This is a genomic window from Allobosea sp. NPDC055332, from assembly GCF_053645455.1.
In genome coordinates, this window is sequence record NZ_JBSHMO010000003.1 from 237,480 (window position 1) to 252,616 (window position 15,137).

Annotated in this window: 12 protein-coding genes; 6 read left to right on the top strand and 6 right to left on the bottom strand. The window is 67.6% G+C overall.

What is annotated here, in order from left to right:
* Positions 1-15: 15 nt before the first annotated feature.
* The gene (locus ACWIGM_RS17505; protein ID WP_454027235.1) at positions 16-1,101 is read right to left on the bottom strand and encodes an ABC transporter ATP-binding protein; all 1,086 of its coding nucleotides are present in this window, start codon (positions 1,099-1,101) and stop codon (positions 16-18) included.
* Positions 1,102-1,331: 230 nt separating this feature from the next.
* Here ACWIGM_RS17505 and ACWIGM_RS17510 point away from each other — a divergent pair, with 230 nt between their 5' ends.
* Positions 1,332-2,285 (top strand): LysR family transcriptional regulator, encoded by a 954-nt coding sequence (locus tag ACWIGM_RS17510; protein ID WP_454027236.1) that lies wholly within the window; start codon positions 1,332-1,334, stop codon positions 2,283-2,285.
* Between the two features lie 15 nt (positions 2,286-2,300).
* Here the strand turns inward: ACWIGM_RS17510 and ACWIGM_RS17515 are convergent, their stop codons facing one another.
* Together ACWIGM_RS17515 and ACWIGM_RS17520 are read right to left on the bottom strand one after the other, a co-directional pair.
* The gene (locus tag ACWIGM_RS17515; RefSeq protein WP_454027237.1) at positions 2,301-3,770 is read right to left on the bottom strand and encodes an aldehyde dehydrogenase family protein; all 1,470 of its coding nucleotides are present in this window, start codon (positions 3,768-3,770) and stop codon (positions 2,301-2,303) included.
* A 2-nt stretch (positions 3,771-3,772) separates the two neighbouring features.
* Positions 3,773-4,441 carry a haloacid dehalogenase type II gene (locus ACWIGM_RS17520; RefSeq protein WP_454027238.1) on the bottom strand — a complete coding sequence of 223 codons (669 nt, stop codon included), beginning with the start codon at positions 4,439-4,441 and terminating at the stop codon, positions 3,773-3,775.
* A gap of 209 nt (positions 4,442-4,650) precedes the next feature.
* On the opposite strand from ACWIGM_RS17520, the gene argE reads away from it, so the two are divergent.
* Complete coding sequence (argE, locus tag ACWIGM_RS17525; protein WP_454027239.1) at positions 4,651-5,793, top strand: acetylornithine deacetylase; 1,143 nt, start codon at positions 4,651-4,653, stop codon at positions 5,791-5,793.
* Positions 5,794-5,796: 3 nt separating this feature from the next.
* Here argE and ACWIGM_RS17530 read toward each other — a convergent pair whose 3' ends face one another.
* Both ACWIGM_RS17530 and ACWIGM_RS17535 read right to left on the bottom strand, forming a co-directional pair.
* Positions 5,797-7,119, bottom strand: a complete 1,323-nt coding sequence (locus ACWIGM_RS17530) for an NAD(P)/FAD-dependent oxidoreductase (RefSeq protein ID WP_454027240.1) — start codon at positions 7,117-7,119, stop codon at positions 5,797-5,799.
* Between the two features lie 89 nt (positions 7,120-7,208).
* Positions 7,209-8,537 (bottom strand): NAD(P)/FAD-dependent oxidoreductase, encoded by a 1,329-nt coding sequence (locus ACWIGM_RS17535; protein WP_454027241.1) that lies wholly within the window; start codon positions 8,535-8,537, stop codon positions 7,209-7,211.
* 279 nt (positions 8,538-8,816) lie between these two features.
* Between ACWIGM_RS17535 and ACWIGM_RS17540 the strand changes: the two genes are divergently transcribed.
* From ACWIGM_RS17540 to ACWIGM_RS17555, 4 genes are read left to right on the top strand one after another with little or no spacing between them, the layout of a single operon-like run.
* A complete protein-coding gene (locus tag ACWIGM_RS17540) occupies positions 8,817-10,499 on the top strand; it encodes a peptide ABC transporter substrate-binding protein (protein WP_454027242.1) in 1,683 nt (560 codons plus the stop codon).
* 60 nt (positions 10,500-10,559) lie between these two features.
* Positions 10,560-11,516, top strand: a complete 957-nt coding sequence (locus ACWIGM_RS17545; RefSeq protein WP_454027243.1) for an ABC transporter permease — start codon at positions 10,560-10,562, stop codon at positions 11,514-11,516.
* The gene (locus tag ACWIGM_RS17550) at positions 11,513-12,412 is read left to right on the top strand and encodes an ABC transporter permease (RefSeq protein WP_454027244.1); all 900 of its coding nucleotides are present in this window, start codon (positions 11,513-11,515) and stop codon (positions 12,410-12,412) included. Before ACWIGM_RS17545 ends, ACWIGM_RS17550 begins: the two co-directional genes overlap by 4 nt.
* Positions 12,412-13,122 carry an MOSC domain-containing protein gene (locus tag ACWIGM_RS17555; RefSeq protein ID WP_454027245.1) on the top strand — a complete coding sequence of 237 codons (711 nt, stop codon included), beginning with the start codon at positions 12,412-12,414 and terminating at the stop codon, positions 13,120-13,122. The genes ACWIGM_RS17550 and ACWIGM_RS17555 overlap by 1 nt, the downstream gene beginning before the upstream one ends.
* A gap of 9 nt (positions 13,123-13,131) precedes the next feature.
* Here the strand turns inward: ACWIGM_RS17555 and ACWIGM_RS17560 are convergent, their stop codons facing one another.
* Positions 13,132-15,135, bottom strand: a complete 2,004-nt coding sequence (locus ACWIGM_RS17560; RefSeq protein WP_454027246.1) for a hydantoinase B/oxoprolinase family protein — start codon at positions 15,133-15,135, stop codon at positions 13,132-13,134.
* Between the last annotated feature and the right edge of the window lie 2 nt (positions 15,136-15,137).

Here is a 15,137-nt window from a genome sequence, read left to right on the forward strand (position 1 = left end):
CTTGGGGAAGGGGAATCAGGCGCCGGCTTTCGGCACGATGATCGTGTCCTGCGGGTGGAGGCTGACGGCGAGGCGGCCGCCGACCGGCGGGATGCGGCGGGCGGCCTCGTAATGGCTGGGCTGGCGCAGGCTGAGCGCCGTGCCGTCGTCGAGCGCGAGGAAGACGCGCAGGCTCTCGCCCTGGAAGACGACATCGGTGACGCGGGCTTCGAGACGGTTGCGGTCAGGGCTGCCGGAACCGTCCTCGACCAGTAGCTTCTCGGTCTGGATCGCGAGCACGAGTTCGCCGTTCGGCGCGATCGGGCGGGCGCTCTTCAGCACGGTGCCGGCGAGCGAGACGCTATCGGAGCCGGCGCGCTGGACCGGCAGCAGCGTCGCCTCGCCGATGAAGCTGGCGACGAAGGCGTTGGCGGGGTGGTCGTGCAGGCGCTCGGGCCTGTCGATCTGGACCAGCTTGCCGTCCTTCAGGATGGCGACGCGGTCACTCATCGTCAGCGCCTCGCGCTGGTCGTGGGTAACGTAGATGATCGTCGCGCCCAGCCGCTTGTGAAGCTGGCGCAGCTCGATCTGCATGTTTTCGCGCAGCTGCTTGTCGAGCGCCGAGAGCGGCTCGTCCATCAGGATCAGGCGCGGCTCGAAGATCATGGCGCGGGCGAGTGCGACGCGCTGGCGCTGGCCGCCGGAAAGCTGGGCGATGCCGCGCTCCTCGTAGCCGGCGAGGTCGACCATGGCGAGCGCGCCACGGACCTTCTCGGCATAGGTCGATTTGGGCAGGCGCCGCGCTCTCAGGGGAAAGGCGACGTTCTCGCCGACGCTCATATGCGGGAACAGCGCGTAGTTCTGGAAGACGATGCCGATGTCGCGCTTGTGCGGCGGGGTATAGGTGACGTCGCGGCCGCCGAGATGGACCGAGCCGCCGGAAGGCTGGATGAAGCCGCCGAGAATGCCGAGCAAGGTGGTCTTGCCCGAACCGGACGGGCCGAGCAGCGAGACGAACTCCTGCGGGGCGATGTCAAGCGAGACGTCGTCGAGCGCGCGCACCGAACCGTAATGCTTGCTCGCGGACCTGATCTCGACGCGTTCGCCGCCTATGCTGGCCATGGCATTCTCCCGTCCGGATACAGCGACATCGCGGCACTGCGCAGGCAAAGACCGTTTTCGAGACGGGCCATAAGGTGATCTTATGGCGATCTGTGCCGGCGCTGGTGCTGTTCGACGGTGCGGGCCTCTGCCGGGCCGTCACCGCAAGCTGCATTCGATCAGCTCATGAAACGGGATTTCGGCTCTCTGCCGCAATTGCCAAATAATCAGGCAAAGCATAACCTGATGTAATGTCAGAGCTGCGCCGCATGGTCTCGTCGAGCAATGCGCTCTTCGTCTTCGAGGCGGCGGCGCGCAGCGGCAGTTTTACCCGCGCGGCGGAGGAGTTGAACGTCACCCAGCCGGCGGTCAGCCGGATGCTGTCGCGCTTCGAGAGCCATCTCGGCCTGCGGCTGTTCGAGCGCGGCGGGAAGGGCGCGGTCCTGACGCCGGAGGGCGAAGTGCTCTATCGCCGCGTCGCCGATGGCTTCCGCAGCATCGAGGCGGGCCTGCGCGAGGTCGAGCAGCTGCGCGGCGGCAAGGAGACGGTGACGATCTCGGTCTCCTCCGCCTTCACCACGCATTGGCTGATGCCGCGCATGGATCATTTCCAGCGCCGGTTTCCCGCAGTCGACCTGCGCTTCCAGATGATCGCCGGCTCGCTGCGTGGCCCGGTCGACAATGTCGATCTCGGCATGCGCTTCCTCGATGGCGACGAGGCGGTGCCAGCCGAGGCGATGGTGGTGCGCGAGGTGATGCTGCCGATCTGCAGCCCCGGCTACCGGCAGGCCGAGCCCGAAGCCGAAGCGGCGGACGAAGGCAACACGATCATCAACCTGACCGATTCCGCGCTCGACTGGGCCGAGCGCTATCCGCCCTTCGCCACCGGCCGGCCGGGGCCGATCAAGACGCTGAGCTTCTCGGACTATGCCGTGGTGGTGCAGGCGGCGCTGCTCGGCCAGGGCGTCGCCTTCGGCTGGATCACGGTCGTCTCGCATGCGCTGAGGTCGGGCGCGCTGGTGCCGGCCAGCGACCGGCTGACGCGCGGCGAGCGCAACTGCGTGCTGCTGACGCCGCGCAACCGCCCACCGAGCCCGGTCGTCCGCGAGATCCGGGACTGGATCGGGGCGGAGCTGAAGGCCGAGATCGAGGCGATCGACGCGCTTCATCCCGGCCTTGGTCTGAAGTACGCATGCTATGGCTGAGGCGCCGCGCGCCGGTCAGCTCGCGATGTCGATCAGCACTGTCTTGTGGCGCAGGTTCTGCTCGACGGCCTGGCGGCCGAGATCCTTGCCAATGCCGGAGCTCCTGTAGCCGCCGGTCGGCAGGATGAAGTCGAGCGTGCGGCTATAGCGGTTGACCCAGACGGTGCCGGCCTGGAGCCGGCGCACGGCGCGCAGGCCGCGACTGAGATCGCGGGTGTAGACGCCGGCGGCGAGGCCGTATTCAGGATGATCGGCGAGGGCAAAGCCCTCGTCCTCATCGGCGAAGCTCTGGATGGTGAGGACCGGGCCGAAGACCTCCTCGCGCACCGCCGCGTTGTCGCTGGTCACGTTGGCGATGATCGTCGGCTGGTAGTAGGCGCCGCCATAGCCGGCGATCAGGCCGCCGCCGATCAGCACCTCGCCGCCTTGCTCCCGGCTGGCGGTAACGATGCGGTCGATGCGGCGAGCCTGCGCTTCGGACACGATCGGGCCGAAATCGGTCGCCGCCTTCCAGGTATGCCCCGGCGTGATCCGGGGGAGCTTCACCCTCAGCAGATCGATCAGGGCCTCGGCGATCGGGCGCTGCACGATCACGCGCGAACCGGCGACGCAGCCCTGGCCGGAATTGGCCAGGATCGAGCTGGCGATGCAGGTCGCCGCTTTCTCCAGATCGGCATCGGCGAAGACGAGCTGCGGGCTCTTGCCGCCGAGCTCGAGCGTCACCGGCTTGATGCCGCTCTCGGCCGCCGCCTTCATGATCGCGGCACCTGTCCGCGTCGATCCGGTGAACGAGATCTTGCCGATGCCGGGGTGGCGTGCCAGCGCATCGCCTGTGACGCCAGTGCCGTGGACGACATTGAAGATGCCGGCCGGCATGCCCGCCTCGATCGCGAGTTGCGCCAGCCTGACGGTGGAAAACGGCGTCAGCTCCGACGGCTTCAGCACGATGGCATTGCCTGCCGCCAGCGCCGGGCCGAGCTTCCACGAGGCGGTGCTGAGCGGCACGTTCCAGGGCACGATCGCGCCGACGACGCCATAGGGCTCGGAGACGATCAGGCCGAGATTGTCGCTGCGCGTCGCCGCGACCTGGCCCCCGAGCTTGTCGGCCCATTCGGCGAAGAAGCGGATGCCGTCGGCCGTGGCTGCGACGTCGCCGGTCACGGCCTGCGAGATCGGGCGCGTCGATCCGGCCGCTTCGATCCGGCCGAGCTCTTCGGCATTCGCTTCGATGAGCTCGGCCCATCGTCTCAGGACGCGGGCGCGCTCGCGCGGCGGTCTCGTCGCCCAGCCGCTGGCGGCGACGGCTGCATGAGCGCTGCCGACGGCCCGGTCGACCATGGCGGCGTCGGCGATCGGAATCTCGGCATAGTCGACGAGATCGGATGGACGAGCGACCGGGATCGTCTCGCCGCCGCCGATCGCCTCGCCGGCGATGAAATGCCCGGCAGTGACGTGGATCGTGGCCGGGTCGAAATCACCCGGCATGATCAGAGCCCGACCAGGGCCGGCAGGCCGCCGACGTCCTTGATCTCTTGGGTGCTGTAATAGGGGTTCGCCGGCTCGTGGCCGCGATTGACGAAGACGCGGCGGGCAATCTTCATATCGTAGGCGGTCATCTGGTCGTAGCGGAAGCTCGACGAGCAGTGCATCACGTCCTGCGGACCGCAGCCGAGCATGTCGAACATGTACTCGAAGGCGCGCATCCGGGGCTTGTAGGCCTGGGCATCCTGCGCGGTGTAAGCCGCGTGGAAGGGCGCCCCGAGCTTGGCGACCGAATGCGGGATCAGGTCGGTCATCGAGTTCGAGAGGACGACAAGCGGAAATTCCTTGGCGACTTTGGCAAGGCCGGCCGGCACGTCCGGATGCGGACCCCAGCTCGGGATCTCGTCGACGATGGCCTGGGCATCGGCCGGATCATAGGCGATGCCGAGCAGCTTGCAGGTCCGCTCCACCGCATTGCTGACGACGTCCTGATAGGGCTTCCACGGGCCGAGGACCTCGTCGAGACGATAGCTCGAGAAGGCGTCGCAGAACGCGTCCATCTGCTCGGGCGAAAGACGGCCGGCATAGGCGCGCCGGGCGGCCGGGGCCATCTCGAAATAGATCAGCGTGCCGTAGCAGTCGAAGGTGATGAATTTCGGCCGGAAGCTGCTCATCGTCTCGCTCTCGATCGTTGCGACGGCTGTCTGCCGTTAGGAAGAGGCTAGAGCGCGAGCGCGGGCAGGGAGACGGAATCCGATCGGCGCGACCGAATATTCTGCCGATGAGGGGCTATGCTTCGGCATGGATTGCTGCGGGTATCGAGCAGGATGGACAGGCCCGGCGCTCTCGCTGAAGTTCGTCCAGACTAACCTTGCGAATCCCCATGACCGTCGAAACTGTTCTCGCCGATCTCGTCGGCTTTCCCTCCGTCTGTCGCACCCCGAACGGGGCGATCATCGAGCATGTCCGCGCCTATCTCACCGGCCATGGCGTCGACAGCGTGATCGTGCCGGGGCCGGAGGGCGACCGCGCCAACCTGTTCGCGACGATCGGGCCGAAAGTCGAAGACGGCATTATCCTCTCGGCCCATCTCGATGTGGTCCCGGCGGCGCCGGAAGGTTGGGTCGGCGACCCCTTCAAGCTGCGGCGCGACGGCGAGCGGCTGATCGGGCGCGGCGCCGTCGACATGAAGGGCTTCGCCGCCTGCGTGCTCGCGAGCGTGCCCACTCTCGTGGCTAAGAAGCTGGCACGGCCGGTGCACATCGCGCTGTCATATGACGAAGAGGTCGGTTGTGTCGGCGTGCGCCATCTGATCGCAAGGCTGCCGGAGCTGTGCCCGCCCGTGCTCGGCTGCATCGTCGGTGAGCCGAGCGGCTTGCGGCCGGTGCTGGCCCATAAGGGCAAGATCGCCCAGCGCGTCACCGTCGATGGCAAAGCCGGGCATTCCTCGCGCACCGATCTCGGCGACAACGCGATCCACTACGCTGCCGGCTTGATCTCGGCGATTCATGAGGAGGCGCTGCGCCATGCGTCGCAAGGGCCTTTCGCCGAGGCCTTCGCGCCACCCTATTCGACGATCCAGGTCGGCGTGATCAAGGGCGGTACCGGCATCAACATCGTGCCGGCGCAATGCGTCTTCGAGGTCGAGGCCCGCGCCATCGCCGGGCAGGAGCCCGCCGCGCTGCTCGGCTTCCTGCCTAATGTCGCCCAGCGGATCGCGCGCGAGGCTGCCGCGACCGGACACAAGGTTGCGTTCAGTTTCGAGACCATGAGCGACTACCCGCCGCTCGCCCTCGACGAGAGCGACCCGCTGGTCGCCTTCACCGAGGCGGCTTCGGGCCAGGAGCGCCAGGCTGCCGTCAGTTATGGCACCGAGGCCGGCCGGTTCCAGCGCGCCGGCATCGCCGCGATCGTCTGCGGCCCCGGGGATGTCGACCGCGCCCACAAGCCGGAAGAGTACATCACCGATGCCGAGCTCGCCGGCGCGATGGCGATGATCGCTGGTGTCGCCGACCGGCTGAGCTGAACCTCAGAACTCGCCGATCGCGCCGCGGGAACCGTCGACGAGGCGCGAATGCCTGAACGGGCTGGGGTCGACGATGGGCATGTCGCCGGTGGCGAGGTCGGCGGCGAGATGGCCGGCGGCGGGGCCGAGGCCGAAGCCGTGGCCGCTGAAGCCGGCCGCCAGAACAAAGCCGGAGAGGCCGGCGACTGGCGAGATCACCGGAACGGCGTCCGGCGTCGAATCGATATAGGCGCCCCAGCTTTCGCGCACAGCGACGGACTTGAGGGCCGGGAACATGGCGTGAGCGCGCTCCAGCAGGGTTGCCATCGCGCGCCGGCTCGGCACCGGATCGAGCACGCGGATCGTCTCGAAGGGCGTGACCTCATCGAGCTTCCAGCTGCCGAAGGCTTCCGGCCCCTTGAAGAAGGAGGAGCTGATGCCGAGCTCGACCGCCTTCAGCCGCTTGGTGAACATCGGCAGGAATTCGCGGGCGTAGCGTAGGCCCTGCGGCGTGATCTCGAGCGTGCCCTTGCCGCTGATCGCGACGGTGTAGCTGCCGTCGAGCCGGCGGGTCAGCGCGATCTCCGGGGTATAGAAGGCGTCGAGGAAGTGCGGCGCGGCCTCGGTGCGCAGGCTGGTGGCGCGGATGCTCGCCTGCGGGAAGGCGATGCCATGGCGGCGGCAGAAGGCCGAGGCCCAGGCGCCGCCGGCGAGCACGACCGCATTGGTGCGGATCGTGCCCTTCTCGGTGACGACGCCGGTGACAGCCCCGTTGGTGATGTCGAGCCCGCGCGCCGCGCAGCCCTGATGGACACTGGCGCCAAGGCGGCGGGCGCCATCGGCCATCAACGGGGCAGCGAGCGCCGGTTCGGCCTTTCCGTCGGTGACGGAGTGCAGGCCGCCGAGCCAGCTCCGGCCACTGGCGGCGGTCATCGCCGCGGTCTCTGCTCCGGTCAGCATCGTCGTCTCGACGTCGAAGGCCTTTGCCGTCTCTCGCCAGCGCTCCCATTGTGCGAATTGCGCGGCGTCGTTGGTGGCATAGACCAGGCCGCAGCGGCGAAAACCACTGTCGCGGCCGAGCTCTTCGCTCAGTCTCTCCCAGAGCTCCATGGCGCGGATCGCCAGTGGCAATTCGCGGGCGTCGCGGTTCTGCTTGCGGCACCAGCCCCAGTTGCGGCTCGATTGCTCGCCGCCGACGATGCCCTTCTCGACCAGAGCCACCGAGCGGCCGCGCCTCGCCAGATAATAGGCCGCCGCCGCGCCGACGATGCCGCCGCCGATGACGACGACATCCGCGGCGGCGGGCAGCGCCTCGCTGCTGGCGATGCGTTCGATGGTCAGTGGCATGGATGGCTCCGGAGGCGGCCATGCCACGAAGCGGCACGGCCCGGGGTGTCCCTGTGCGGCGGGACTATGTGGCTAGAGCAGGGGAAAAGTCACATCAGCCCGGGCTCGCCGAGGTCGGTCCCGTCGACGAGGCGGCTGTAGCGATAGGGGGTGGGGTCGACGATCGGGGCATCGCCGGCGACGATGTCGGCTGCGAGCCGCCCCGCAGCGGGGCCGATGCCGAAGCCATGGCCGCTGAAGCCAGCCGAGACATGCAGGCCGGGCAGCTTGTCGATCGCTGAGATCACCGGCACCCAGTCGGGCGTGAAGTCGATCAGCCCGCCATATTTGTGCTTGATCTCGACAGTGGCGAGCTGCGGAAAGATCTCGCCGAGCCGCTTCTTGGCGAAGGTAATCAGCTCTTCCTGCGCTGGCGGGTCATAGGTCCGCATTTTCTCGAACGGCGAGACTGTATCGTTGCTCCAGCGCATCAGCGCTTCCGGCCCGAAGAAGAAGGACTTGCCGGCCCGGATCGTCAGCAGCTTGTGGCGCTTCTTGAAGGTGCGCCAGAACGGCTGGGCGTTGAGCATGCCGTGCGGCGAGAGCTCAAGCAGGCCGCGCCCGCTGATGCCGACGGTGAAGCCGCCATCGACCCGGCGGCGGATGGTGAGATCGGGCGTCGAGATGCCACCCGTAGTAATCTCCGGTGCCGGCCCGGTGAAGAACGAGGTCGACTTGATGCCGGCGAGCGGCATGCGGATGCCGTGGTGGCGGGCGAACATCGCCGTCCAGACGCCGCCGGAGAGCAGCACCGTCGAGGTCTTGATCGTCCCCTTCTCGGTGACGACACCGGAAACGCGGCCGGCTGCGGTTTCGAGGCCGCGCGCCGCGCAATCCTGATGGATGGTGACGCCGAGGCGGCGCGCGGCCTCGGCGATCGCGGGAACAGCCATGGCCGGCTCGGCGCGGCCATCGGTCGGCGAATGCACGCCGCCGATCCAGTCGCCCTTGGCATGCGGCGCCATGGCCTTGGCCTCTTCTGCGCTCAGCATGCGCGTCTGCATCTGGTATTGCCGGGCCTTCTCGCCCCAGCCTTCCCAGGCGTCGAGATCGGACTTGCGTGTCGTCAGATAGGTCAGGCCGCTGCGGCGGAAGCCGACATCGGCGCCGACCTCTTCGGAGAGCCCGTTCCACATTTCGACGGCGTGCATCGCCAATGGCAGCTCGCGCAGATCGCGGTTCTGCTGGCGGCACCAGCCCCAGTTCCGGCTCGACTGTTCGCCGGCGAGATAACCCTTCTCGACGAGGGCGACCGAATGGCCCTTCTTCGCCAGGTGATAGGCGGCGGTGACGCCGGCGATGCCGCCACCGATGACCACGATGTCGGCTGCGGCGGGCAGGGCTTCGTCGCTGTGGACGCGGTTGACCGGTGGCGACATGCGGCATGGTCCTTGGCGGAGGGCGGTCGTGCCGGCGGCGCGGACCGGAAGCGGGAGGCCGGTATTCAAGCCCGAACCGCCTGGAACCCTATGCCAAAGGAAGGGTGCGATTCGGCAGATTGTTTTGGTTGCCCCGGCCAAGGACGGTGACCATCGCGGGTCACCTGCTGCCTATCATGCGGCGGGCCGACAACGGGCGGCCCATGCGGCGAACCGCCAGCCAAAAGGCGGCGACCGCGCAACGACCGCACAAGGCCGTCGACAACGAGGGGATCAACGATGAACAAGCCGTCCACGAAGGCGTCCGGCCTTGCTCTGCCCGCCCTGCATCGCCGCGAGGTCCTGGCGCTCGGCGCCGGCGGCATTCTAGCCGCATCCGGTCTTGGCGCCCGCGCCCAGGGCAAGGCGCCTCCGCCGCCGCCCGCCAAGCCGAGCGGCCAGGTCGTGGTCGGCCTGTCGCAGGAGCCGACCGCCTTCAACCCGCTTATGCCTGGCATCGAGGTCGACGAGACCGTCTGGATGCAGGTCTTCAACACGATGTGGCTGGCCCAGCCCGACGGCTCGCTGGTCCCCGATCTCGCCGCCGAAGTGCCGAGCGAGGCCAATGGCGGCATCTCCGAGGGCGGCCTCGCCTGGAAGGTCAAGCTGCGCGAGGGGATCACCTGGCATGACGGCACACCGTTCACCGCCGAGGACGTCAAGTACACGCTCGAGCTGATCAATGCGCCGGGCTTCAAGGCGCGCACCCGCGTCGGCCATTCGCTGGTCAAGGACATCAAGGTCACCGGCCCGCTCGAGATTTCCTGGCGCATGGAGAAGGCCTATGCGCCCTATCTCGCGCTGCTCTCCAACACCTTCATCGTGCCCAAGCACCTCCTGGAGAAGGCTGCCGATCCGAACACGGCGCCGTTCAACGGCGCGCCGGTCGGCACCGGCCCGTTCAAATGGGGCACGCGCACGCCGGGCGACAACATCCAGCTCGTCGCCAACGAGAAATACCACGGCAAGGGGCCGTATCTGGAGAAGGCGGTGCTGAAATACGTGCCGGACCAGACCGCGCTCTACGCCCAGTTCCGCACCGGCCAGGTCGACCTGATCATCGGCACGGGCATCCCCGCCAATTTCTACGCGGAGGCGGTCAAGCTGCCGGGCCGAAAAGTGGTGAAGATCCCGAGTGCCTCGCTCGAGGTGCTGATGCCGAACCTTGAGCATCCCGCTTTGGCCGACAAGGCGGTGCGCAAGGCGCTCTATGCCTCGATCAACAAGCAGGCGATCATCGACATCGTCTTCTATGGCCTGCACATCCCGACCGAATCCTTCATGCCGCAGGAATCCTGGGCCTATGACCCGAACCTGCCGAAGCAGGTCTACGATCCCGCGCTCGCCGGCAAGATCCTCGACGATGCCGGCTGGAAGCGTTCCGGCTCGGGCGTGCGCATGAAGAACGGCGTGCCGCTCGAATTCGCGGTCTCGACCACGACGGGCGCGGCCCTGCGCGAGCAATGCCAGCAATTGATGCAGCAGGACTGGCAGCAGATCGGCATCAAGATGGCGATCAACAACATGCCTGCCGCCGTGATCTGGGGCGATTTCTACACCCGCTCCAAGTTCCAGTCCCTGCTGGTCGGCACCGCCTTCCGCACGGTGATCGATCCCGATCCGGCCCATCGCTTCGGCTCGGACGCGATCCCGGCCAAGAGCGGCAACGGCGCCAACCAGATGCAGTGGCAGAACGCCGAAGCCGACGCGCTGATGAAGCAGGGTCAGGAGACCTTCGACACGGCGAAGCGCAAGGAGATCTACCAGAAGCTGCAGGTGCTGGTGCGCGAGGAACTGCCGATCCTGCCGATCTACCAGTATGCGCCGGTCGAGGGCTACAAGGAGGGGCTGATCGGCTACCAGCCCAACATCAACGCCAGGCAGAACACCTGGAACATGGGCCAGTGGTACTGGGCCAAGTGACGTGGCGCGTGATCTGAACCGCGCCGGCGTTAAGCCGGCGCTGGCCGAGGGGAGGGCGTCATGATCGCCTTTCTCCTGCGCCGGCTCGGGCAGTCGTTGCTCTTGCTGCTGATCGTCTCGGTGATCGGCTTCGCCATCCTGCATCTGGCGCCGGGCGGGCCGATGTCGCAGTTCGCCGCCGGCGGCGACATGACCCAGGCCGATCTCGACCGCATCGCCGAGCAGCTCGGCCTCAACCGGCCGCTGCCGGTGCAATATGTCGAATGGCTCTGGCGCATGCTCTCGGGCGACTGGGGCCTGTCCTATCGCGACCAGCAGCCGGTGCTGCATATCATCGCCTCGCATCTCGGCGCGACGCTGGAGCTGATGCTGACCTCGACGCTGCTCGCCATGGTGATCGGCGCCTGGGTCGGCATCCTCGGCGCGATCCGGCGCTATTCGCTGTTCGACTCGCTCGCCACGATCGGCGCGATGATCGCGCTCTCGATCCCGACCTTCTGGTTCGGCCTCGTCATCATCTATGTCTTCTCGGTCGGGCTCGGCTGGCTGCCCGCGGGCAACCGCTACACCATGGGCGACGGCTCGTTCCTCAACCAAGTGCATCACCTGATCGGTCCCTGCATCGTCCTGGCGCTGGTCTCGACCGCGGTCTGGAGCCGCTACATGCGCTCTTCCATGCTGGAAGTGGTCAACCAGGACTATATCCGTACCGCCCGGGCCAAGGGCGTGCCGGAGCGCCAGATCCTGATGCGCCATGCCCTACGCAATGCACTGCTGCCGATGATCACCATCACCGGCCTGCATGTGCCGACGTTGCTCTCGGGCGCGCTGGTGACCGAAACGGTGTTCACCTGGCCGGGCATGGGCCGGCTCTTCCTCGATTCGATCAGCTATCGCGACTATCCCGTGGTCATGGGCATCCTGATGTTCACCGCCGTGCTCGTGCTGCTGGGATCCCTGCTCGCCGACCTGCTCTATGGCGTCGCCGATCCGCGCATTTCGAGGAGCGGGCGATGAGCGGCATGCCCTTCACCAGCACCGCCGAGCCGGCGCTGCCGCCGGCACCCGGCTTCTGGAACAGCCCGGGCCTGCGCCGCTTCCGGCGCCACAAGCTCGCCGTCTTCGGCGCCGCGACGATCGTCTTCCTGACGCTCGCCTGCATCGTCGGCCCCTGGCTGCTGCCCTATACCGACACCTTCATCGACATCCGCAACCGCTTCGCGCCGCCCTTCTCGGGCCCGCACGTGCTCGGCACCGACCCGCTCGGGCGCGACATCCTCGCGCGCCTCTTGATGGCCGGGCGGATCTCGCTGGCGGTCGGCTTCTCGGCCATGGCGATCGCGATGGCGATCGGCATCGTCGTCGGCATGGTCGCCGGCTTCTACGAGGGTGCGCTCGGCGCGGCGCTGATGCGTTTCGTCGATGCGATGCTGTGCTTCCCCTCGATCTTCCTGCTGCTGGCGATCTCGGCGCTGATCTCGCCCTCGGTGCCGTCGATCATCCTCCTGATCGCGATGACCTCCTGGATGGAGGTCGCCCGCGTGGTCGAGGCGCAGATCCGCTCGCTGAAGACGCGCGAATTCGCGCAGGCGGCCGTCTCCTTTGGCGCCAGCAACCGGCGCATCATGATCCGCGAGCTCCTGCCGAACGCGATCGCGCCGATCGTCGTCGCGGCGACGCTCAACGTCGCCCATGCGATCCTGGCCGAGAGCTACATCTCCTTCCTCGGCTTCGGCATCCAGCCGCCGACACCGAGCTGGGGCAACATGCTTGAAAGCGCCCAGAGCTATCTCACCAGCGCGCCCTGGCTCGCCATCATTCCGGGCGCCGCGATCACGCTTGCCGTCACCAGCTTCAACTTCATCGGCGACGGCCTGCGCGATGCGCTCGATCCGAGGATGGAAGGCCAGTGATGGGCGAGGTCGCCGAGCTCTGGCGCTATCCGGTCAGCTCGATGGCCGGCGAGCAGTTGGATCAGCTCGACGTCGATGCTGGCGGCGTCGCCGGTGACCGGATCTGGGGGCTGCTCGACGCCGCCACCGGCCGCATCGCCTCGCCCGGCCGCGAGAAGCACTTCATCGGTGTGCCGCGCGCTCATGCCAAGGCCGTGGAGGAGGGCGTTGCCCTGTCGCTCGATGGCGAGCGTTGGGCGGGGCCGCAGGATACGGAACTGCTCGAAGGCCTGTCGCAGGCCTTCGGCTTCATGCCGCTGCTGAAGCCGTTCGACGCCGTGGGCTCGGGCGGATTTCGGCCGCGCTACGAGCATGCGCCGATCCATCTCGTCACCCGCGCAGCGATCCGCAGCCTCGAACGGGAGCTGCCCGGCAGCGTCATCGATGTCCGCCGTTTCCGGCCGAACATCCTCGTCGATTGGCCCGATGGCGGCGAAGCCATCCCGGAGCATGGCTGGATCGGGCGCGAGATCAGGATCGGGGACGTCGTGCTGAAGGGTCGCGAGCCCTGCGGGCGCTGCGGCTTCATCACGATCGCGCAGGAGGGCCTGCCCCAGGACGTCGAGATCCTGCGGACGGTGGTCAAGCGCCACGAGCGCAATTTCGGCATCTATTGCGATGTGGTGACGCCGGGCGAGATCGCGGCGGGCGCGACCGTGACCGTCGGCTGAAGCCGGCGGCTATTCGGCCGCCTGCGCAATCTCGGGTGCGTCCTCCCCGACCTCGGGAATCTGCGGATAGTTCTGCCGTACTACAGCAAAGGCCGCGGCCACGTCGAGCTTGCCGGCAGCATCGCGCATTACGGCGAACAGCTTGGTCTTGGCGAAGAAGCGCCAGTGGATAGGCAGGGCAGCGAGCAGTTGCGTCAGTGCGGCATAATTCTGCGCCGTCCAGATCTGCTCGAAGGCGTCCCGCTCCGGGCCGAAATGGAAATGCGTCCTGTGGGCGTGCGTCTTCAGCTCCGCCCGCAGGGTTTCCGTCGCATCGGAGTCGACCGCGCCCGCCTCGATCACCACGCCGTAGAGCGCTCGCGCAGCGTCAAGGCTGACATAGCCGCGCTCGACATCGAGCAACACCCGTTCCGGCTCGCGCTCCAGCGGCGAGCCGCGGCCGCCGCCGCCCGGCGAGTGGATATGGATCACGTCGCCCGGCTCGGCGACGGCGATATCAGTGTTGCCGAGGATGCGCTCGTTCGGGCGGCCGGGATTGATGATGAAGTTCGAGGTCTCGGCGGAGAGGCCGCCGAGCGTGCCCCAGGGCCGGAAATGCGAGCGGTCGCGATTGCGCACGGTGATGCGCGAGTTCGGCGAGAACACCTTGAACTCCATCACCGTGGCGAGGCCGCCGCGCCAGCGCCCGGCGCCGCCTGAATCCGGCTGCAAGCCGTAGCGCATGAAGCGGATCGGCACCTCGGTCTCGGTGATCTCGATCGGCGTGTTCTTGAGATAGGCGGCGTCGGCGCCCGAGCCGTTCGGCCCGTCGCGATGCGGCATGCCGCCGCCGCCGCCGACCACAGGGTTGATCGCCGCGATGACGCTGCGATGCGTCTTCTCGTCGGTGGTCATGACGTTGACGATCGAGCTCGAGCCGGCCGGTGCCGCCGGCAGGCGCTCGGGTGCGGCGAGGCTGAAGGCGCCGAAGATCAGGCTGCGCAGCCGTGCGCAGGTCAGGCTGCGCATGCCGACGGCAGCCGGGAAGGACGGGTTCAGCACCGTCCCTTCCGGCGCGATGCAGGTGAAGGGCCGGGTCAGGCCCGAATTGAGCAGGAGCTGCGGGTTCAGCGTGTAGAGCACATAGTAGACGCCGACGAGCAGCAGCGTATGGCGTGGGTCGGAACCCGTCGGCACGTTGAGCGAGGAGCCCAGCTGTGGGTCCGAGCCGGTGAAGTCGAGGATCGCCTCGTCGCCCTTGATCGTCAGCGTCAGCGCCAACCGGCAAGGGTTGCCGTCGACACCGTCCTCGTCGGCATAGTCGGAGAAGACATACTCGCCATCGGGGATCGAGCGCAGGATCTCGCGGGCCTGATGCTCGGCATAGTCCATCAGCCCGTCGAGCCCGTCCATGAAGCCCTGGGCGCCGAATTTGGCGACCATCGCCTGGATCTTGCGCTCACCGGTGTTGAGTGCGCCGGCCAGGGCCTTGAGGTCGCCCATGTTCAGCGCCGGCTTGCGCACATTCATCATCATGATGCGCAGCACGGTCTCATCGAAGGCGCCGTCGCGCATCAGCGTCATCGGCGGGAAGCGGATGCCCTCCTGATGGATCTCGGTGAGCGAACGCGACAGGCTCGCCGGCACCGCCCCGCCCATGTCGGTGTTGTGGACATGGCCGCCGACGAAGCAGACGATCTCGCCCTCGTGGAAGATCGGCTTCCACAGATGCGTGTCGGGGGCGTGGGTGGCGAGATAGCCGCTATAGGGATCGTTGGTGAAGGCGATGTCGCCGGGGCGATACTCCGGCACCATCTCGATGGCGCGGTTGTAGTTCATGCCTGGATACCAGGTCGCGCCGAGATCCATCGGCACGGCGACGACGCGGCCGGTGCGGTCCATCACCATCACCGTGAAGTCCTCCGTCTCCTTGACGAAGGTGGAATGGGCCGTGCGGTAGAGCGTGTAGGCCATGTTCTCGGCCGCGGCCCGGCAGTGATTGGCCAGGACCTGCAGGGTGACCTTGTCGACCATGA

Coding starts and splice junctions, on each gene's coding strand:
- ACWIGM_RS17540 (WP_454027242.1), top strand. CDS start 8,817: ATGAACAAGCCGTCCACGAAGGCGTCCGGCCTTGCTCTGCCCGCCCTG.
- argE (WP_454027239.1), top strand. CDS start 4,651: ATGACCGTCGAAACTGTTCTCGCCGATCTCGTCGGCTTTCCCTCCGTC.
- ACWIGM_RS17510 (WP_454027236.1), top strand. CDS start 1,332: ATGTCAGAGCTGCGCCGCATGGTCTCGTCGAGCAATGCGCTCTTCGTC.
- ACWIGM_RS17535 (WP_454027241.1), bottom strand. CDS start 8,537: ATGTCGCCACCGGTCAACCGCGTCCACAGCGACGAAGCCCTGCCCGCC.
- ACWIGM_RS17515 (WP_454027237.1), bottom strand. CDS start 3,770: ATGCCGGGTGATTTCGACCCGGCCACGATCCACGTCACTGCCGGGCAT.
- ACWIGM_RS17555 (WP_454027245.1), top strand. CDS start 12,412: ATGGGCGAGGTCGCCGAGCTCTGGCGCTATCCGGTCAGCTCGATGGCC.
- ACWIGM_RS17530 (WP_454027240.1), bottom strand. CDS start 7,119: ATGCCACTGACCATCGAACGCATCGCCAGCAGCGAGGCGCTGCCCGCC.
- ACWIGM_RS17550 (WP_454027244.1), top strand. CDS start 11,513: ATGAGCGGCATGCCCTTCACCAGCACCGCCGAGCCGGCGCTGCCGCCG.
- ACWIGM_RS17560 (WP_454027246.1), bottom strand. CDS start 15,135: ATGGTCGACAAGGTCACCCTGCAGGTCCTGGCCAATCACTGCCGGGCC.
- ACWIGM_RS17505 (WP_454027235.1), bottom strand. CDS start 1,101: ATGGCCAGCATAGGCGGCGAACGCGTCGAGATCAGGTCCGCGAGCAAG.
- ACWIGM_RS17520 (WP_454027238.1), bottom strand. CDS start 4,441: ATGAGCAGCTTCCGGCCGAAATTCATCACCTTCGACTGCTACGGCACG.
- ACWIGM_RS17545 (WP_454027243.1), top strand. CDS start 10,560: ATGATCGCCTTTCTCCTGCGCCGGCTCGGGCAGTCGTTGCTCTTGCTG.